17 protein-coding genes are annotated in these 18560 nt (G+C 67.8%); 8 read left to right on the forward strand and 9 right to left on the reverse strand.

Translation table 11 applies throughout. The annotated features are described in order from the left end of the window. Positions 1-21 precede the first annotated feature (21 nt). Entirely contained in the window at positions 22-792 is a 771-nt protein-coding gene (locus tag G539_RS0112940; protein WP_029075576.1) for an SDR family NAD(P)-dependent oxidoreductase, read from the forward strand. 30 nt (positions 793-822) lie between these two features. Here the strand turns inward: G539_RS0112940 and G539_RS0112945 are convergent, their stop codons facing one another. The 5 genes from G539_RS0112945 to G539_RS0112970 all read right to left on the reverse strand — a co-directional run bounded on the left by G539_RS0112945 (position 823) and on the right by G539_RS0112970 (position 5867). Beyond that, positions 823-1686, reverse strand: coding sequence for a protein-L-isoaspartate O-methyltransferase family protein (locus G539_RS0112945; protein ID WP_156911960.1), 864 nt, complete (start codon positions 1684-1686; stop codon positions 823-825). A 159-nt stretch (positions 1687-1845) separates the two neighbouring features. Continuing rightward, the gene (locus G539_RS0112950; RefSeq protein ID WP_029075578.1) at positions 1846-2175 is read right to left on the reverse strand and encodes a DUF2322 family protein; all 330 of its coding nucleotides are present in this window, start codon (positions 2173-2175) and stop codon (positions 1846-1848) included. 152 nt (positions 2176-2327) lie between these two features. Beyond that, positions 2328-3308, reverse strand: a complete 981-nt coding sequence (locus G539_RS0112955) for an aldo/keto reductase (RefSeq protein WP_029075579.1) — start codon at positions 3306-3308, stop codon at positions 2328-2330. A 199-nt stretch (positions 3309-3507) separates the two neighbouring features. Next, on the reverse strand, positions 3508-4380 hold the full coding sequence (locus G539_RS0112960; RefSeq protein ID WP_029075580.1) for an aldo/keto reductase: 873 nt from the start codon (positions 4378-4380) through the stop codon (positions 3508-3510). Positions 4381-4928: 548 nt separating this feature from the next. Further along, positions 4929-5867 (reverse strand): phytanoyl-CoA dioxygenase family protein, encoded by a 939-nt coding sequence (locus G539_RS0112970; protein WP_029075581.1) that lies wholly within the window; start codon positions 5865-5867, stop codon positions 4929-4931. Between the two features lie 151 nt (positions 5868-6018). Here G539_RS0112970 and G539_RS0112975 point away from each other — a divergent pair, with 151 nt between their 5' ends. Continuing rightward, positions 6019-6894, forward strand: a complete 876-nt coding sequence (locus G539_RS0112975) for a helix-turn-helix domain-containing protein (RefSeq protein WP_029075582.1) — start codon at positions 6019-6021, stop codon at positions 6892-6894. 396 nt (positions 6895-7290) lie between these two features. Here G539_RS0112975 and G539_RS0112980 read toward each other — a convergent pair whose 3' ends face one another. Further along, on the reverse strand, positions 7291-7821 hold the full coding sequence (locus G539_RS0112980; protein WP_084639974.1) for a YcgN family cysteine cluster protein: 531 nt from the start codon (positions 7819-7821) through the stop codon (positions 7291-7293). Positions 7822-8086: 265 nt separating this feature from the next. Here G539_RS0112980 and G539_RS0112985 point away from each other — a divergent pair, with 265 nt between their 5' ends. From G539_RS0112985 to G539_RS0112995, 3 genes are all read left to right on the forward strand, one after another. After that, positions 8087-10198 (forward strand): transglycosylase domain-containing protein, encoded by a 2112-nt coding sequence (locus G539_RS0112985; RefSeq protein WP_051231732.1) that lies wholly within the window; start codon positions 8087-8089, stop codon positions 10196-10198. Between the two features lie 177 nt (positions 10199-10375). Then, positions 10376-11107 (forward strand): outer membrane protein, encoded by a 732-nt coding sequence (locus G539_RS0112990; protein WP_051231359.1) that lies wholly within the window; start codon positions 10376-10378, stop codon positions 11105-11107. 148 nt (positions 11108-11255) lie between these two features. Then, the gene (locus tag G539_RS0112995; protein ID WP_029075586.1) at positions 11256-12392 is read left to right on the forward strand and encodes a serine hydrolase domain-containing protein; all 1137 of its coding nucleotides are present in this window, start codon (positions 11256-11258) and stop codon (positions 12390-12392) included. A gap of 390 nt (positions 12393-12782) precedes the next feature. Here G539_RS0112995 and G539_RS24680 read toward each other — a convergent pair whose 3' ends face one another. After that, positions 12783-13238, reverse strand: coding sequence for a PACE efflux transporter (locus tag G539_RS24680; protein ID WP_051231360.1), 456 nt, complete (start codon positions 13236-13238; stop codon positions 12783-12785). 111 nt (positions 13239-13349) lie between these two features. Between G539_RS24680 and G539_RS0113005 the strand changes: the two genes are divergently transcribed. After that, positions 13350-14231 carry a LysR family transcriptional regulator gene (locus tag G539_RS0113005; protein ID WP_029075587.1) on the forward strand — a complete coding sequence of 294 codons (882 nt, stop codon included), beginning with the start codon at positions 13350-13352 and terminating at the stop codon, positions 14229-14231. Between the two features lie 36 nt (positions 14232-14267). On the opposite strand, the gene G539_RS0113010 is transcribed toward G539_RS0113005, so the two are convergent. After that, the gene (locus G539_RS0113010; RefSeq protein ID WP_029075588.1) at positions 14268-14915 is read right to left on the reverse strand and encodes a DUF2161 domain-containing phosphodiesterase; all 648 of its coding nucleotides are present in this window, start codon (positions 14913-14915) and stop codon (positions 14268-14270) included. Between the two features lie 176 nt (positions 14916-15091). Beyond that, complete coding sequence (locus G539_RS0113015; RefSeq protein ID WP_035831321.1) at positions 15092-15781, reverse strand: Crp/Fnr family transcriptional regulator; 690 nt, start codon at positions 15779-15781, stop codon at positions 15092-15094. Positions 15782-16072: 291 nt separating this feature from the next. Between G539_RS0113015 and G539_RS0113025 the strand changes: the two genes are divergently transcribed. Together G539_RS0113025 and G539_RS0113030 are read left to right on the forward strand one after the other, a co-directional pair. After that, positions 16073-17095, forward strand: coding sequence for a DUF1214 domain-containing protein (locus G539_RS0113025; protein ID WP_029075590.1), 1023 nt, complete (start codon positions 16073-16075; stop codon positions 17093-17095). Further along, positions 17092-18459, forward strand: a complete 1368-nt coding sequence (locus G539_RS0113030) for a DUF1254 domain-containing protein (RefSeq protein ID WP_029075591.1) — start codon at positions 17092-17094, stop codon at positions 18457-18459. Before G539_RS0113025 ends, G539_RS0113030 begins: the two co-directional genes overlap by 4 nt. Positions 18460-18560: the final 101 nt, after the last annotated feature.

Here is an 18560-nt window from a genome sequence, read left to right on the forward strand (position 1 = left end):
AATCCCTGGGAGGGGACCATCATGACCGATCTGCCGAGCTTCGATCTCACCGGCCGCACGGCCCTCGTCACCGGCGCCGCGCGCGGGCTGGGCCGCGCCACGGCGCTGGCGCTCGCCGCCGCCGGGGCCGACGTGGCGCTCGGACTGCGCGATGCCGCCTCCGATGGCGGGCTGGTCACGGAAATCGAGGCGATGGGCCGGCGGGCGCTGGCGCTGCCGATGGACGTGCTCGACCTCAAGCAGGCCTGCTCCGCCATCGACACGGCGATCGCCCGGTTCGGCCATCTCGACATCCTGGTCAACAATGCCGGCGGCGGCACGGAAGGCCCGGTCGAGGACTTTCCCGAAGACGAGTTCGACTTCACGATCAATCTGAACGTGAAATCGACCTTCTTCCTGTCGCAGCATGCCGGCCGCCACATGATCGCGCGGAAATCCGGCGTGATCGTCAACATGGGCTCGCAGGCCGGCTCGATCGCGCTGCCGGGCGAGGCGATCTACTGCCTGAGCAAGGCGGCGGTCGGCCACATGACCAAGTGCTTCGCGGTCGAATGGGGCAAGCACAATGTCCGCGTCAACTGCGTGGCGCCGACCTTCATCCGCACCGACGGCACCGCCGGGATGCTGTCCGACCCCGCCTTCCACGCCGACGTCATCGAGCGCATCGCCGCGCTGCACCGGATCGGCGAGCCGAAGGAGGTCTCGGGCGTCGTCGTCTTCCTCGCCTCCGACGCCGCCTCGATGATCACCGGCCAGACGATCCTCGTCGATGGCGGCTGGACGGCACGGTAGCCGCTGCCGGCCCCACAGGGGCGCAACCGCTCACCCGGTCGGGTCGACCGGGCCCGGCTCCAGCCGCGACAGGCACCAGCGGTCGCCATGCAGCCAGCACGAGGCGTCGGCCCGGTGCTCGTCGCGGCGCAGCGAGCGGACGGCATCGCCCCCATCCCGCGACAGGGCGGCGGCGAGACGACGGCTGACGCTCTCGTCGCGCGCGCCGACAAAGGGGATGAAGGCGGCGCCGCAGAGGAACTCGGCCGCATAACCCTCCGCCTGCCGCGTGACGAGCAGCATCGCTCCCGGTCCATGGGACGACGTCATTGGAAAGAGCAGCTGCCCGCCCGGCCGCAGCGCATCGAGCCAGAGCGCCAGCGGATGGGTGGCGCCGGCGCTGGCGACGACGAGGTCGGCGCGCGGCAGCGCCATCTGCGCCCCGTCGCCGGCGACCACCCGCACCTGCGGCCAGGCCGCGAGCGCGTCGCGGGCCAGCGCCGCCAGGTCCGGCTCGATCTCGATCGCCGTGATCGAGGCCGACGGCCCCACGACCTCGGCGAGGATGGCGGTGTAATAGCCCGTGCCGCAGCCGAGATGCACGATCGTCATGCCGGGCCGCAGCTCGAGCCGGTCGAAGACCTGCGCCCACAGGCTCGGCTGGCCATTGTTGATGCCGCGCATCCGGTCGAGCGAGACCAGCACGTCCTGGTACAGCAGGCGCGGATCGGGGCCGGTCGTCGTCCAGAACTCGGTATAGGCGGAGGGATCCTTGATCCGCCAGGGTGGCGGCCCGGCGAAGCGCTCGCGCGGGACCGTGGCGAAGGCGTCAACCAGCGCCTCCGAACGGAGAACCGCCCGGCGCCGCAGATCTTCGGCATAGGCCCGCCGCACCGCGGCGATGTCATCCATCATGGCGCCGTCCTCGGGTCCGAGCGGCCGGCCGGCATGTTGCACCCGCCGCCGGCGCCGGTAAAGAGGCGCGTGCCGCTCGGGAGCGGCAGCCCTTCCGGCCGGGTTACATCCCGGCCGACCTGCACGTTCAGGTCCGGGCGATCGGCCTGCCGTGCCGCATCAGGCAGGGACAAGCCCGATGCGGAGCGGGGCGCCGCCGCCGAGGATCTCCAGCAGGCGGTCGACATTGGGATGGGCACCCGGCCGGTTCCTGGCATCGGCCGTATGCTCGGCGAAAACCTCGAGGCCATGGGCCGCCGCCTCGGCATGGAGCGCGCCGAAGCTCTGCTGGAGATATTGATAGACGGCCAGCGAACCCTGCTTGCCCGGCTGGTTCTCGATGCTCGCCACGATCACGCCCGAGGAATCGATGAGGTCGATACGGGCAAGACCGTCGATCGAGGGCAGCAATTGCAGGTTCTCTTTGAAGGAAGCCGTGGGCTGGATCACCGTGAAATCCTCTGGATGACGCCGAAATGTTCCGGCACGTCTAACAGCTCCGGACGGCTTCCTCCACATCCGCCCGCCGACGACAGGGGCGCCCGCGCGGCGCCGCTTCAGAGGGGCAAGACAGGCGCCCGGACCGTTCCTGGCCTGCCCGCTCACATGAAGCCAGCCACCGCGTGCGGGACATAGGCGGCCTCGAGCGCGGCGATCTCGAAATCGTCGAGCCGGACGGAAAGCGCCGCGACGGCGTCGTCGAGATGCTGCATCCTGGTGGCGCCGACGATCGGCGCGGTGATGACGTCCTTCGACAGAAGCCAGGCAAGCGCGATCTGGGCGCGCGGCAAGCCGCGTTGCGCCGCCACCTTGGCCACCGCCTCGACCACCTGCCGGTCGGCCTCGGCGGTGCGGGCATAGAGCCCCTTGCCGAACTCGTCCGTTTCGGCGCGCGCCGTCATCTCGTCCCAGTCGCGCGTCAGCCGGCCCCGCGCCAGCGGGCTCCACGGGATGACGCCGATGCCCTCCGACGCGCAGAGCGGCAGCATTTCGCGCTCCTCCTCGCGATAGAGCAGGTTGACGTAGTTCTGCATCGAGACGAAACGCGCGAGCCCGAGCCGTTCCTGCGCGCCGAGCATCTTGGCGAACTGCCAGGCATGCATCGACGAGGCGCCGATATAGCGCGCCTTGCCCGCCTTCACGACCTCGTCGAGCGCCTCCAGCGTTTCCTCGATCGGCGTCAGATAGTCGAAGCGGTGGATCTGGTAGAGATCGACATAGTCGGTGCCGAGCCGCGCCAGGCTGGCGTCGATCTCGTGCAGGATGGCCTTGCGCGACAGACCGGCGCCGTTTGGGCCGCGACGCATGCGGCCATGCACCTTGGTGGCGATCACCACCTCCTCGCGGCGGGCGAAATCCTTGAGCGCGCGGCCGACGATCTCCTCGCTGGTGCCGTCGGAATAGACGTTGGCCGTGTCGAAGAAATTGATGCCGAGGTCGAGCGCCTTGCGGATGAAGGGCCGGCTCTCCGCCTCGGGCAGGGTCCAGGCGTGGTTGCCGCGTTCCGGATCGCCATAGCTCATGCAGCCGAGGCAGAGGCGGGAGACTTCGAGGCCGGTGCGGCCGAGACGGGTATGGTCCATGACGATGCTCCTTCGACGACCGGCGGGCGGCGCGACGCCACCCGCAATCTGAACGATATGCGGGCAGCGGGCGCGGCATCAACTGGCGATGCCAGCCGGACGCGACGGAAGCAGCGCCATCGACGCGAAACGGCCGGCCGCGGGATGGCGGCCGGCCGGGGATCCGTCGACGGGAGCTTCGTTCGCGAACGCTTCGGGCTCAGGCGGCCCGGCGCGCCTCGTCGTCGAGCGCGGCGAAATCGGCGTCGGAGAGGACGAGCGCCGCCGCGGCGGTGTTCTCCTCCAGATGCCGGACGCTGCCCGTGCCTGGGATCGGCAGCATCACCTTCGACCGCTTCAGCAGCCAGGCAAGCGCCACCTGGCCCGGCGTCGCGCCGAGCTGATGGGCGATCCGGGTCAGCACCGAGCCCGGCCGGGCGAGATCGCCGGAGGCGAGCGGCGCCCAGGGGATGAAGCCGATGCCGTTCGCCTCGGCAAAGTCGAGCACCGCCTCGCTCTTGCGATCGACGAGGTTGTACTGGTTCTGCACCGTGGTGACGGGGAAGAACTTGCTGGCCGCCTGGATCTCCTCGATCGAGACCTCGGACAGGCCGACATGGCGGATCAGCCCTTCCTTCCGCATCTCGGCGATCACCTGGAACTGCTCGTCGCGCGGCACGCGCGGATCGATGCGGTGCAACTGCCAGAGATCGATGCGGTCGAGCTTCAGCCGGCGTAGGCTCATCAGCACCGCCTGGCGCAGATATTCCGGCCGGCCGAGAACCCGCCAGATGTCCGGGCCATGCCGGGTCAGGCCGCCCTTGGTGGCGATGACGAGCCCCCGATAGGGATAGAGAACGTCGGCGATCAGGTCCTCGCTGACATAGGGACCGTAGCTGTCGGCCGTGTCGATCAGGTCGATGCCGAGCTCGGGCACGCGCTTCAGCGTGCGCTCGGCCTCGACGAGATCGCTCGGCTCGCCCCAGATGCCGCGCCCGGTGACGCGCATGGCGCCGAAGCCGAGGCGGTTGACGGTCAGGTCGCCGCCGATCTTGAACTGCCCGGATGCGGCAGCGGAAATGTCCTTGGGCATTGTCTCGTCCTTCGATGATGGAGCCGAAGCACGCCCGCGAGCGGCACGCGCATCCGGCCATGGGGTCGAGTTGGTTTCCCTCGATCCGCCGTTCCGGAGGCGCCACGTGGTGCCGGGCGGCGGATGCCCCTGGGAAGGGCTCCCGAGACATGGGAGCCCGCGGCCCGATGTCAAAGGGCGGCCATCATCACGGACGCGTGAAGACCATGCCTGCAAGGCGGCCCGGGACGGCCCTGCCCTCCGCCGTCATCCGCGCGCAGGAAGGCATCCATGCAGCCGCGCCATCGGGAGCTTCGCGCGGCCGGGAACCCGGCGGAAATGGATTCCGGGCCGAGCCCGGGATGACGGCGAGCGCGGGGCGGCGCGCAATCACCTCTCCCTGAGGGAGAGGTCGACGGCCGAAGGCCGGCGGGTGAGGGGTTGCGGCCTCTCCGGTGAGTTCCCTACCCCCTCACCCGGAGCTTCGCTCCGACCTCTCCCCATGGGAGAGGTGAAAGGGAGGTTTCGGCCATTCAGACAAGATTGAGTGCCCCGCCAAGGCCGCCCCCCTACTCCCGCCAGCTCTTCAGGCCGAGCAGCTTCTCGCCGAGCTCCGTCAGCGTCGCGACTTCAGCGTTATGGCGCTCCCATTCGCGCGGGTCGCCCGGAAACGCCTCGCGCTTCGGGTGGTCGCGCTCGCGCCAGAGTCGGATGCGCTCGGCGCGCCCGGCGACATCAGCCTCCTCGGCCGGATGCATGGAGATATACTGCGCCATGCGGACGCGGCCGTCGGAATGGTTGGGCCGGACGCCATGGGCGAGCAGCGAGTTGAAGATCAGCAGGTCGCCCGCCTCCATGTCGATGTTGGTGATCGAAAGCCCGGTCGTGTCCGGATGCATCGGGTCGCGATCCCCAGGCTGCGTCTTCACCCAGTCGTCGAAGCCGGAGAAGAGTTCGGGGATGCACTGGAAGCCGCCGACGTCGCCATCCTGCTTCTTCAGGCTCAGCACGCCCTGCACGCCGATCGGCGGCGGCACGAGCGAGGTGTCGGCGTCCCAGTGGATGAAGCCGTTCGGATTGCCCTTCACCTTCTTCGGCGGGTTCAGATTGGCGCGGTCGATCGTCACCCAAAGATCCTCGCGGTCCCAGATGTCGACGAAGGCGTCGTAGACACGCTGTTGCTGGCGATTGTCCCAGAGATGCTGGTGATTGTAGATCTCCAGCATGCCGGTGCCGTTCAGCTCCTTCATCAGGTGATCGCGGCGCTGCGGCGCGTACCAGGTCGCGGGGTCGGCCGGGTCCTTCTCGTCGAAGCGCCAGAGCGTCTCGACCAGCCGCTCGACATTTTCCGCCGGCACGGCCTGGCGGACGATGACATAGCCACGCGTGATCCAGTGCTGCCAGTCGGCTTCCGAGAGCACGCGCAGCGGCAGCGTCTTTTGGATGTCCTTGAGCTGCTGCTCCTGCTGCGTGGTCGGGTGGCTGTCGCGCTTGATCGCGCTGCCCATTCCGGCGGCCATGGTCATTCGATCCTCCCTCTCCTCGACCGTCCCGATGGACGGTCCATGCAGCAAGCCTAGCGCCGCGACGGCGGCCATGTTCGCGGATCCCGGCCAATACTGATACTATTCCAGCGTTGCGTGGGATCCGGGGACCAGAATGAGGCCATTTCTCGAAAGGCTCGCCGTGCCGGAGGGCGCGTCCTGGGCGACCTTGAACCGCCGCCTCGACGACGAGATCCCGTTCCAGTGGCACCATCACCCCGAATTCGAGCTGACGCTGACGCTGAACTCGCGCGGGCAGCGCTTCATCGGCGACCATATCGGCACCTATGACGACGGCGATCTGGTTCTGGTCGGCCCCAATTTGCCGCACAGCTGGTGCTCTTCAGACAAGATCGATCCGGCCCGCCCGCATGTCGCGCTGGTGATGTGGTTCCTGCCGCAATGGACGGCACCGCTCGGCGGCGTGTTCACCGAATTCCGTAGCGTGGCCGAGATGCTGGCGCGCGCCCGCACGGGACTGAAATTCTCGGACGAGGCGGCGCGCGCGGTTCGGCCGCGGATCGAGATGCTGTTCACGCTGCCGCCGGAGGAGCGGCTGATCGAGCTCTTGCGCGTGCTGGCAGGCCTCGCGCGCGACACGGGCGCGGAACCGCTCGCCTCGCCGCTGGCGCTTCCCGCCGCCGCGCCGGAGCGACAGGCCGATCGCGGCCGCATCGACCGCGTGCTCGAGAATCTGCACCGCCATTATGCCGAACGGCTCAGCCTCGACGCGCTCGCCGACATCGCGGCGCTGAGCCCGTCCGGCCTGCATCGGCTCTTCGTGCGCCAGACCGGGCAGAGCGTGACGGGCTATCTGGCGAAGATCCGCATCGGCGCCGCCTGCGCGATGCTCTCGGGCGGCGGCAAGCCGATCGCCATGATCGCGGCCGATTCCGGCTATGACTCGCTCGCCCACTTCAACCGCCAGTTCAAGGCGCAGCGCGGCGTGACGCCGAGGGAGTACCGGCAACGGTTCCGGACGGGTGGGTAGGGTTCGTCGCCGTCATTCGCGCGGCGGCCCATACCCTCCGCCGGCCTCCCCGCGCGGGCGGGGATCCAGGCGCCCGCGACATGGGGAGGCTCACGCGGCGCTCAACCCGGCGGAAATGGATCCCGGCTCGGAGGCCGGGATGACGGCGAGCATGGGGCGGAGCTGCAGCCATGGACTGCGCTGGATTCACATCTCTCCGGGGAGGTTGTGGGACAGCGTCCACAACAGGCTGAGGAGGCCCGAAGGGCCATCTCGAAGCACGCAGAGCGGTCCAGCGGCTGCCCCACGACCGCGCATCCTTCGAGACGGCCTGGCTCGCCAAGCCCCCTCAGGATGATGAGGATCGGGACCTGCATGGCCGCACGCGCCGCGCTCCGACTGGACCGAGGCGGCGTCTCAGTCCTTCGGCTTCTCCGGCTCGATCCGCTCGCCGGGCCAGGCGACGATATAGTCCTCGTATTCCTCGACCGGGATGTCGCTTTCGCTCACCGTGCGGCCGGAGGTGGAGATGCCGGCCTCGTGCACCGTCTCGGGGTCGCCGGAGACAAGCGGGTGCCACCAGTAGAGGTCGCGCCCCTCGGCGATCAGCCGGTAGCCGCAGGTCGGCGGCAGCCAGGTCAGCGTGCGCACCGTCTTGGGATCGAGCGGAATGCAGTCCGGCACGAAATCATGCCGGTTCGGATAGTCGCGGCAGCGGCAGGTGTCGTCGTCGAGCAGTTCGCAGGCGATCGCCGTCCAGACGATCTCGCCGGTATCCCAGTCCTCGAGCTTGTTCAGGCAGCAGCGCGCGCAGCCGTCGCAAAGCGACTCCCACTGCTCGGTGCTCATCTCCTCGAGCGTCAGGCGCTTCCAGAACGGCACCTCTTCTGCGGCATCGTGCGCAGCCGGGACCGCCACCGATCGCGCGTCCTTTCCTTGCAAGGGCATGGAGATTGCGTATCCTCTTGGCATCGGCGAGAACGGCCCCGACCGGGGGACGGTTTCGTGCGCCGGGCACTCCCCTTAGCGCCGCGGCGCGGGAATGCGATGTTTCGAACCGCGTTCTAGAACCATTCGACCTTCAAGGGAACAGGCGTTGCGCAAGCTCAGGGATCGCATTTCGGGATGGACGGCGGCGCTCGGCGCCCGCTTCGCCCGCAAGGCGCCCGCGCCTGCCGAGAAGGAAGCGACGCCACCCGCGCCGAAGGCCCCGATCCGCCTGATCGAGATCGACGCCTATATCGACAGCACGCTCTTCCGGATCTGGACGGCGCTCAAGGACGGCGCCGAGGCCCTGTCGCGCTTCACAAGGCGTTTCCGCATGACCGGCTGGCGCCGCGCGCCGATTGAGCTGCTCGGCGACGGCCTGACCATGGGCGTCGGCGCGGGCCTCGTGATGCTGACGCTGGCGCTGCCCGCCTTCGACGCCACCAAGCAGGACTGGCTGGCGCAGTCCGACTATTCCGTCACCTTCCTCGACCGCTACGGCGCCGAGATCGGCAAGCGCGGCGCGCGGCATTCCGAGGCCGTGCCGCTGGAGGAAATGCCGGACAGCCTGATCAAGGCGACGCTCGCCACCGAGGACCGGCGCTTCTACGCGCATTTCGGCATCGACATCATCGGCACGGCGCGCGCCCTGATGGAGAACCTTCGCAACGACGCCGTGCGCCAGGGCGGCTCGTCGATCACCCAGCAGCTGGCGAAGAACCTGTTCCTGTCGAACGAGCGCACGCTCGACCGCAAGATCAAGGAAGCCTTCCTGGCGCTCTATCTGGAGAGCAACCTCTCCAAGCACGACATCCTGCAGCTCTATCTCGACCGCGCCTATATGGGCGGCGGCAATTTCGGCGCCGCGGCGGCGGCCGAGTTCTATTTTGGCAAGAAGGTGACCGACATCACGCTGGCGGAAGCCGCGATGCTGGCCGGGCTCTACAAGGCCCCCGCCCGCTACGCGCCGCACATCAACCTGCCGGCGGCGCGCGCCCGCGCCAATGACGTGCTCACCAACATGGTGCAGGCCGGCTTCATGACCGAGGGCCAGGTGATGGGCGCGCGGCGCAAGCCCGCCGACGTCGTCCGCAAGGCGGCCGACGCCTCGCCCGACTATTTCCTCGACTGGGCCTTCGACGAGGTCAAGAAGCAGGTGCCGAACGGCGACCGCAACCTGATCGTCCGCTCGACCGTCGACATGAACATCGCCAGGGCGGCCGACGAGGCGGTCGAGAGCGCGCTGCGCGAATCCGGCGAACGCTACCGCGTCAGCCAGGCGGCGATGGTGGTGGCCGAGCCGGACGGCGCCGTGCGCGCGCTCGTCGGCGGCCGCGACTATGGCGAGAGCCAGTTCAACCGCGCCACCGACGCGCTGCGCCAGCCTGGCTCGTCCTTCAAGCCCTTCGTCTACACGGCGGCGGTGCAGCACGGCTATACGCCGAAGAGCATCGTCCTCGACGCGCCGATATCGATCGGCAACTGGTCGCCGAAGAACTATGGCGGCCGCTTCATGGGCTCGATCCCGCTGACCACGGCGCTGGTGCGCTCGCTCAACACCGTCGCCGTGCGGCTCGCTGGCGCGGTCGGCCGGCCGACCATCATCGACCTCGCCCACAAGATGGGCATCACCACCAACATCATCAATTCGAAGTCGCTGCCGCTCGGCGCCACCGACGTCCGCGTCGTCGACATGACCGGCGCCTATGCCGTCTTCGCCAATGGCGGCTACAAGGCGACGCCCTACGCCTTCACCCAGATCGTCAACAGCCAGGGCAAGGTGATCTTCGACCGCAAGCGCGACGTCGGCCCGCCGGAGCGGATCCTCGACGAGAAGACGATCGGCGCCATGAACTACATGCTCGGCCAGGTGCCGGAGCGCGGCACCGGCCGCGCCGCCAAGCTGCAGGGCATCAAGACCGCTGGCAAGACCGGCACCACCAACGCCTATCGCGACGCCTGGTTCATGGGCTTCACCGGCAACTATGTCGGCGGCGTCTGGTTCGGCAATGACGACTTCACCTCGACCAACAAGATGACGGGCGGCTCGCTGCCGGCGCAGACCTGGAACCGGGTCATGACCTACGCCCATAATGGCATCGACCTGAAGCCGATCCCCTATATCGACGAACCCGCCTCGGACGGCGACCGGCCGGCCCCGGCGATCGCCAGCGCCGGCGGCGACGCGCAGCGCCCGCTGTCGCTCTCCGCCCGCACCACCGAACGCCTGATCGCGCTGGAAAAGCTGTTCGAGACGGCGCCGCCGCTGAAGCCGCAGAGCGCCGTCTCCTACGAGGCGACGCCGCCGCTGCGCGCCGCCGCCCTCGCCGGCCAGTAATCTGAAATCAAATATAAATTCAAATCAATCCAAGAATAGAGTCATATATTCTTGATTCAACTTCCGGACCGACAGGGCATTCGCGCAACAACGCCCCGAAAGAAGCGCGAACAAGTCGTTCCTGGCACTGACATTCACACTTCTTTATCGACGATATCCTCTATTGTGGCTGATCATATGGCCGGCATAGTGGAGGTCGATTTGAAGCAGGCGGTGACGGGTATTCTGCTGGCCCTTGGATTGGCCGGCACGGCGCAGGCGGCGGACCTGTCCATTCCCACGCCGGCCGAGGCGCCGCCCGCGCCAGCGTTCCGCTGGACCGGCCTCTATGTCGGCGGCCATGCCGGCTACGGCTGGAGCGATTTCACCGCCGCGCCGACCGACTCCTATGGGGTGGAGCAGCCGAACGGCTTCTTCGGCGGCGGCCAGGCCGGCTTCAACTACCAGTTCGACAACCGCCTCGTGCTCGGCATCGAGGCCGACGCCTCGTTCGGCGACCAGAAGACCGGCTATACCGCCCGCTTCGGCGACGACGACGTGGCGATGCAATTCGGCCACGACTTCGAGATCCAGTCGTTCGGCACCGTGCGCGGCCGCGCCGGCTACGCCTTCGACCGCCTCCTGCCCTACGTCACCGGCGGCCTCGGCTGGGCCCGGGCGGAGATGACGTTCCGCAACAATCTCACCGTCGGGGATACCGTCTTCCTGGACCAGACGGTCTCGGACCGCCGCACCTTCACCGGCTGGACGCTGGGCGCCGGCCTCGAATATGCCATCACCGACAACCTCACCGCCAAGGCCGAATATCTCTATTCCGACCTCGGCACGAAGGATTTCGACCTCGGCACGCCGGTCAGCGCCGACCTGACGATGCAGACCGTCAAATTCGGCCTGAACTACAGGTTCTGATCGGCGCCTGTCGCCCTTCGCGAGCCCCCGCGCCACCCGGCCCGGGGGCTTTTTTGTGCGCGCCGCAGGCCGTCATTTTCACGCCGCAAGGGTTGCGGGAAGCCTCCATCCTGATTCATTCTGTCTGCCCTGCCGCACGGAGCCCAGCATGACCCTGATCGACGCCGCCATCACCGCCGCCCAGGAGAAGCGCGCCGCGCGCCTCGACGCCGTGATCGACGCGGCGATCCGCGACGAGCAGATCGTCGGCGCCGTCGTGCTGGTCGCCGAGGACGGCGCCATCGTCTATCGCCGCGCCGCCGGCCATGCCGATCGCGAGGCCGGCCGCAAGGTCGCCGAGGACACGATCTTCCGCCTCGCCTCCGTCACCAAGCCGCTCGTCGCCGCCGCGACCCTGTCGCTGGCCGAGGCCGGCGTCATCGGCCTGGACGATCCGGTGACCCGCTTCCTGCCCGACTTCCGGCCGAAGCTCGCCGACGGCAGCGAACCGGTGATCACCATCCGCCAGCTGCTCACCCATACGAGCGGACTGATCTACGGCTATCCGAAGGAAGCCGGCATCTCGGAAGGGCTCGACCAGCCCGGCCGCGGCATGGCCGAGAACCTCGAAAAGATCGCGGCCCAGCCGCTCGCCTTCGCGCCGGGAAGCTCCTGGGCCTATTCGGTCGGCATCGACGTGCTGGGCGGCCTGCTCGAAAAGGCGACCGGCCTGATGCTGCCGGAAATCGTCGCCCGCCGCGTCACCGTTCCGCTCGGGCTCAAGGACACCGCCTTCCTGCCGAGCGACCGGGCGCGCCTCGCCACCGCCTATGCCGATGGCGATCCGCGCCCCGTGCCGATGGCGGCGCACCAGCCGGTGATGGGCAAGGCCGGCCTGCTCAACTTTGCGCCCGACCGCAATTTCGATCCGAACTCGTTCCCATCCGGGGGCGCCGGCCTGTTCGGCACGGCCGGCGACATCCTCGCCTTCCTGGAGGCGATGCGCAAAGGCGGCGCGCCGATCCTTTCGGCCGAGAGCCGCGCGCTGCTGGCGCAGAATGCGATCGGCAATTTCGACACCACCGTCGCCGGGCGCGGCTTCAGCCTCGGCTGGTCGATCACCTATGACCCGGCCGCGAGCGGCACGCCGTTCTCGCCGGGCACGTGGCAATGGGGCGGCGTCTACGGCCACTCCTGGTTCGTCGACCCCGTGCGCAAGCTTTCGGTCGTGTCGTTCTCGAACACTGCGGTTGCCGGCGTCAACGGCCCCTACCCCGACGCCATCCGCGCCGCCGTCTACGGCTGAGGGCCGGCCAGGTCATCCGTCGCGGCCGCCTGTGGCCGTTTCAAGGGGCGCGCTTCGAGACGGCCCTGCGGGCCTCCTCAGCATATCGGGGTTCCGGATGCCGTTATCGGCGACGTCAAAACCCTCGACATCCTGAGTGTCTGGCCCGAAATGCAGGGGACACTCTACTTTCACCTCTCCCTGAGGGAGAGGTCGACGGCCGAAGGCCGGCGGGTGAGGGTTTACGGCCTCACCGGATGGTTTCCTAAACCCTCACCCGGAGCTTCGCTCCGACCTCTCCCTCAGGGAGAGGTGAAGGGAAGGCGGCGTGGCGGGCCTTGTCCAATTACGGGCCAGACACTGAGGAGCGACCGGCAGGTCGCGTCTCGAAGGACGCACGATCTTCAGACGTCACGCGGCGGCTTCCGCCTCGTCGCCGATCTGGCCCTTGGTCACCGAATCCGGCAGGCCGAAGACGAGGTCGAAGGCCCAGTTGTAGACGAACATGTAGATCGGGAAGAACACGATCAGCACCGCGTCGAGCAGCAGCGCCTCGATGAGCGAGATCTGCATCCACCAGGCGATCAGCGGGATCAGGAACATCACCAGCGTCGTCTGGAAGCCGGCGGCATGCAGGATCCGCCGTGCGAACGACCGCGTGCGCGCCGCCTGGCGCGATTCCCAGCGCTCGAACAGCCACGTATAGACCAGGTTCACCGTCACCGCAGTGGTCGAGATCATGACCGCGAGCGGCCCGGTATGCGACGCCTCGGTGCCGGACAGATAAGCCAGCATGAAGGCCGAGATGATGGTCCCCGAGATCTCGAACACGGAAACATAGACCACCCTGCGAAGAACGCCTTGCACAAAACACCTCAATGGAGAAACGGCCGAACGGCCAAGATTGGTGGCCTTCTATCAGCACCGGACGAGACAGGAAAAGTTGCCATCTGTCAGATTGACTGATAGATCGATCGCATGGTGTTCTCCAGCGAAACCATCGCCCTGTTCCTCGCCGTGATCGACAACGGCTCGTTCTCGGCCGCCGCGCGGACGCTTCACCGCGTGCCCTCGGCCGTCAGCATGGGCATCGCCAATCTCGAGGCCGAGCTCGGCTATCCGCTCTTCCTGCGCGAGGCGCGCCAGGTGCGGCCAACGCCGGCGGCGCTGGCGCTGGTGCCGCATGCGCGCGTCATCGCCGAACAGCTCGAACAGCTCGCCGCGCACGCGACCGAGCTTTCCGACGGGCTGGAGACGCGGCTCGCCATCGGCATCGCCGCCGACATCGACAACGCCCGGCTGATGGACGCGATCTCGGCCGTCTCGGCGCGGCACCCGCTGCTCGCGATCGAGATCACCACGGCGCCGCAGGACGTCGTCGTCGAGCGGCTCGAGGCCGGCCGCGTCGATCTCTGCATCGCCTATGGCGGGCTGGAGACCAGCCTCAAGGAGGATTTCCACTTCATCGGCACGGAGACGCTGGTCGCCGCCGTCTCGGCCCATCACGGCTCGGAGCTGCTGGACGTCGAGACGCTGAAGCTCGACGACCTGTTCCACCACCGGCAGATCCTGATCGCCAGCCCCGAGCACCCGATCCGCGATTTCCGCCAGCTGATCGCCGGCACCTACTGGCGCACCGACAGCCTCGCCACCGCCGTCAACATGGTGAAGGCCGGGCTCGGCTGGGGCAACCTGCCGCTCTCCGTCGCGACGACGCTGGCCCGCGAGGGCAGCGTCCGCATCCTGCCCTTCTCGAATGTCGCGAACGGGCTGAAGCTGCCGCTGCATCTGCGCTGGATGCGCCAGAACCCGCTCGGCAAGGCGGGCCAGGAACTGCTGGCGCTGCTGAAGGACGGCTGAACGGCCTCGGCCCTCGCCCGGTCCGGCGTGGGAAGCTCAGTCCTGCGCGGGCTCGACGGCGGCGCGGCCGAGTTCGGTCAGCCCGTAGATGCCCCGGCTCTCGCGGACAAACCAGCCATAGACGTTGCTCTGCAAAATCCCCGGCGCGCGCGCGACCACCGTCTTCAGCTGCTTCGGGCTCTGCGGCCCGGACGTGAGCGCCGTCGCGATCCGGATGCAGTCCTGCCGGTAGGCGGTCATGATCGGCTTGCCGCGCCCGCCGCCCTTCACGGGATCGCCGACCCGGCGCTTGTGCTCGTCGAGCAGGCGCGAGCGTCGCTTCGGATCGCGGCGCGGCGTCTGCGCAAAGGGCGCGACGATGACGTCCACCGTGCCGGCGGCCGAGACGGCGATCAGCCCGAAGCCGAGGCGCCGGCAGAGATTGCGGAAGCGCGCGTCATGCTCGCGGCCCTTGCCCTTCGAGGCGCGCGCCGCGAGCCAGACCTCGTCCGAGATCGTCGCCCGGTTGACGCCCTGCATGACGAGCTCGAGGTTGAAGGAAAGCTTCATCTCGCAGACGACGAGGACGGGCGGATCGCCATCCCGCACGCCGACCAGGTCGCAGCCATTGACCTCGCCCTTCACGGCATAGCCCGCGCCCTCCATGAAGGCCTTCAGGGGAAGATAAAGATCGGTCTCGGCCATCGATCCAGTTCGGGTCCCGGAGGGTTCGGGAGGGTTCGGGAGGGTTCGGGAGGGTTCGGGAGGGTGTTTAGCTGAGTCCCGGAGGTGGTGCACCTGAAGCCTGCCAGGGTCGGCACTCGATTGGCAATGCGGCAGCGCTGGGCCAGAATCGCGCGCGGTCTCACCGCCTGCGGCAGCTACACATCCGAATCGTCGCCATCCGAGAATTCCCGCAGCGCCTCCGGGTCTGTCACGGTGATGGATCGATAGGTCGAGGTCACCCAGCCCGCAGCGGCAAAGCGGCTCACCGCGGCATTGACCTGCTTGCGCGAGGCATTCGCCATGATGCCGAGGGCGGACTGGGTGAGCGGGATCGGCATGTCCCCGAGCCATCCGGCGCGCTCGATCACGGAAGCGATTCTCCGGCTCACGTCGCGCTTCTGCAGATCGCGGATGATCCGGACGAGCACATCGACGGTAAAGGCGGTATTCACGCTCACCGCGCGCACGACGCGCGGATCCTGCGCCGCCATCTGCTCCAGGGCATCCAGCGGCACATGCATCATCCAGGCGACGCCGAGCGCCCGCATCTCGATCCGTCGCGGCTGGCCGGTCAGGAACGGGCCTTCGCCAGTCCAGGCTCCCGGCATGCCGAGATGGATGAGTTGCGGCGTCAACTCGGGCGGCGCCGAGTTGATCGTGAGGGATCCGGCGACAAGCCCGTACATGCCGCCGCCAATATCGCCATGTCTGTAGATGACTTGCCCCGGCGCAAAGCGGAGCAAATGGGCGCTGCGCAGGAGAGCGGTCTGGAATGGCTCCCCCATGTGCGAGAGCCATGCACCGTTCCGCATGACGCGCTGGGCCTGCTCAAGCGTCAAATCCAACTTCAGCCCCCGGTTTCGCAATACAGGTATGTGTCGTTTCCGACGCTCAGCCTCAGCGCCACCGCCAACCCGTCCAAGTTGAACGAAGTCACGCGGAAGTCCATGGATTGTGCCAATCGGGACAAACTACCTACTGCGAATGTGCAAGATGGCCAGGTCGGGGGCGACGACGGAATTTCGGCCGCGGCCGGATACCAGGCTCCCAGCGCCGACGAAAGCCGTCACGGCTGCCTTTTTGAAGGGGGCCGGCAGGGATCACGCCACTCCAGCACATCAATCAACGGGGTTCCGATGTCTAGAATGAAATTGGGCTTTTCGACCATGGCCGCCCTGGCGCTTCTGGCGGCGCAGCCGGCCGCGGCAGAGCCTGTTCCTGTCAACAGCGACAATTTCGTCCGCGCCGAGAGCGATCTCTATTTCTCCGGCATTGTCGCCAATGGCGGCTTCGGCAAGTTCGATCATACCCGCGCGATGGCGCCGCTCGACAAGCAGACGGTCATCCGCCTGAACCGCGACACGCTCTATTCGTCGGCTGTGTTCGACCTGGATGCCGGACCGGTGACGATCACGGTGCCTGATACCGGCGACCGCTTCGTGTCGCTCCTGGTGATCGACGAGGACCACTATACCCACGGCGTGCACTACGGCGCGGGCACCCACACGCTGAAGCGCGACGACATCGGCACCCGCTTCGTGGTGGCGGCCTTCCGCTTCTTCGCCAATCCCGCCGACACCGAGGACATGAAAGAGGTTCACGCGCTGCAGGACGCGGTCAAGGTCGAGCAGGCGTCGACCGGCAGCTTCGAGATTCCGGAATGGGACGGCGAGAGCCGGAACAAGACCCGGCGCGCGCTGCTCGACCTCGGCGCCCTGCTGCCCGACACCGCGAAGATGTTCGGAGCGCGCGACGAGGTCGACCCGATCCGCCACCTGATCGGCGCCGCGCTCGGCTGGGGCGGCAACCCGGAGAAGGAAGCGCTCTACCTGAACATCACGCCGGAGAAGAACGACGGCAAGAGCATCTACCGGCTGACCGTCAAGGACGTGCCGGTGAAGGAATTCTGGTCGGTCACCGTCTACAACAAGGACGGCTTCTTCACGCCGAACGATCTCAACGCCTATTCCCTGAACGACGTGACCGCGCAGAAAAGCGAGGATGGCTCGATCACGATCCAGTTCGGCGGTTGCGACGGCAAGGTGGCGAACTGCCTGCCGACGCCGGCGGACTGGAACTACATGGTTCGCCTCTATCGCCCGGACGCGCAGATTCTTGACGGAAGCTGGACTTTCCCCGTTGCAGAGGAAGTGAAATGAACCGCCGGAATTTCCTGAAATCCACGGCCGCCCTCGCCGCCCTGCCGGCGCTCCCGGCCTTCGCGCAGGACAGCCTCGCGGCGCAGGCCCGCGAGGCCTACATCTACACCTATCCGATGGTGAAGAACTACCTCACCATGTTCCAGTACGCCCTCGAGCCGGGCGGCAGCCAGTACAAGGGGCCGCTGAACACGCTGGTGAGCATCGCCCGCGTCTACACGCCCGAGGATACGGCGATCATCACGCCCAACTCGGACACGCCCTATTCCTTCATCGTCTTCGACCTCAGGGCAGAGCCCGTCGTCGTCACCATGCCGGCGATCGAGAAGGAGCGCTATTACTCGCTGCAGCTGATCGACCTCTACACCAACAATGTCGACTATCCCGGCACAAGGGTGGACGGCAATGACGGCGGCGACTTCCTGATCACCGGCCCCGGCTGGAAGGGCGAGGTGCCCGAGGGCATCAAGCGCGTGATCGAGATGCCGACCGCGCTCGCCATCGGCATCGTCCGGACGCAGCTGTTCGCGCCGGACGACCTCGACAAGGTCAAGGAGATCCAGGCCGGATACAAGGCGGCGCCTCTCTCGACCTACGCGAACACCCCGGCGCCGCCCGCGCCGCCGGCGGTGGACTGGATGCCGATCTCCGACGAGCTGATGGTCTCGAACTACTGGCCGCTCGCCGCCTTCCTGCTGCCGTTCGCGCCCGCCTATCCGGGCGACGAGGGCGAGCGCGAGAATCTCGCCAGGCTCGGCGTCCGCGACGGCGCGGCATGGCCGGCGCCGGATCTCGCGCCCGACGCCGCGGCCGCGATGCGGGATACGGTCGTCGCCACGGAGAAGGAAATCCGCGACCAGGCCGGCCGGATGACGGATTCGTCAAAACTGTTCGGCACGCCCGAATTCATGAAGGGCCGCTACATGGACCGCGCCGCGGCGGCGCAGGGCGGGATCTACGGCAACAGCGTCCAGGAGGCGCTCTACGTCATCTACGCGGTCGACGAGGCCAAGGCGCCGCTCGACGGCAAGGCCGGCAAATACACGCTGACCTTCACCGACGAGACGCTGCCGCCGGTCGACGCCTTCTGGTCGCTGACCATGTATGACCGGCCCAGGCAGCTCCTGGTGAGCAATCCGATCCATCGCTACCTGATCAACTCGGCCATGCTGCGCGGCCTCAGGAAGAACGACAAGGGCGAGATCGTGCTCACCCTCCAGCACGAAAGCCCCGGAGCCGAGTTGGAATCGAACTGGCTGCCGGCGCCCGCCGAAACCTTCTACGCGGTGATGCGGCTCTATCTGCCGAAGGCCGAGGCGCTGGACGGCCGCTGGATCGCGCCGCCGATCCGCCCATCCAGCTAGCAGGGCAGCCCAGGCCCCCTGCCTGGAGCCCTGGCGGCATCGCGTTGGTGGCACGGCCGTCCCGGATGGCCGTGCCACCTCTCGCAGACCCGCAGCCGGTC

Source organism: Kaistia adipata DSM 17808, assembly GCF_000423225.1.
Classification (GTDB): domain Bacteria; phylum Pseudomonadota; class Alphaproteobacteria; order Rhizobiales; family Kaistiaceae; genus Kaistia; species Kaistia adipata.

Coding starts and splice junctions, on each gene's coding strand:
- G539_RS0112945 (WP_156911960.1), bottom strand. CDS start 1,686: ATGATGGATGACATCGCCGCGGTGCGGCGGGCCTATGCCGAAGATCTG.
- G539_RS0112995 (WP_029075586.1), top strand. CDS start 11,256: ATGACCCTGATCGACGCCGCCATCACCGCCGCCCAGGAGAAGCGCGCC.
- G539_RS0112975 (WP_029075582.1), top strand. CDS start 6,019: ATGAGGCCATTTCTCGAAAGGCTCGCCGTGCCGGAGGGCGCGTCCTGG.
- G539_RS0113005 (WP_029075587.1), top strand. CDS start 13,350: ATGGTGTTCTCCAGCGAAACCATCGCCCTGTTCCTCGCCGTGATCGAC.
- G539_RS0112960 (WP_029075580.1), bottom strand. CDS start 4,380: ATGCCCAAGGACATTTCCGCTGCCGCATCCGGGCAGTTCAAGATCGGC.
- G539_RS0113025 (WP_029075590.1), top strand. CDS start 16,073: ATGTCTAGAATGAAATTGGGCTTTTCGACCATGGCCGCCCTGGCGCTT.
- G539_RS0113010 (WP_029075588.1), bottom strand. CDS start 14,915: ATGGCCGAGACCGATCTTTATCTTCCCCTGAAGGCCTTCATGGAGGGC.
- G539_RS0112980 (WP_084639974.1), bottom strand. CDS start 7,821: ATGCCCTTGCAAGGAAAGGACGCGCGATCGGTGGCGGTCCCGGCTGCG.
- G539_RS0112955 (WP_029075579.1), bottom strand. CDS start 3,308: ATGGACCATACCCGTCTCGGCCGCACCGGCCTCGAAGTCTCCCGCCTC.
- G539_RS0112940 (WP_029075576.1), top strand. CDS start 22: ATGACCGATCTGCCGAGCTTCGATCTCACCGGCCGCACGGCCCTCGTC.
- G539_RS0112990 (WP_051231359.1), top strand. CDS start 10,376: ATGGCCGGCATAGTGGAGGTCGATTTGAAGCAGGCGGTGACGGGTATT.
- G539_RS0113030 (WP_029075591.1), top strand. CDS start 17,092: ATGAACCGCCGGAATTTCCTGAAATCCACGGCCGCCCTCGCCGCCCTG.
- G539_RS0112970 (WP_029075581.1), bottom strand. CDS start 5,867: ATGGGCAGCGCGATCAAGCGCGACAGCCACCCGACCACGCAGCAGGAG.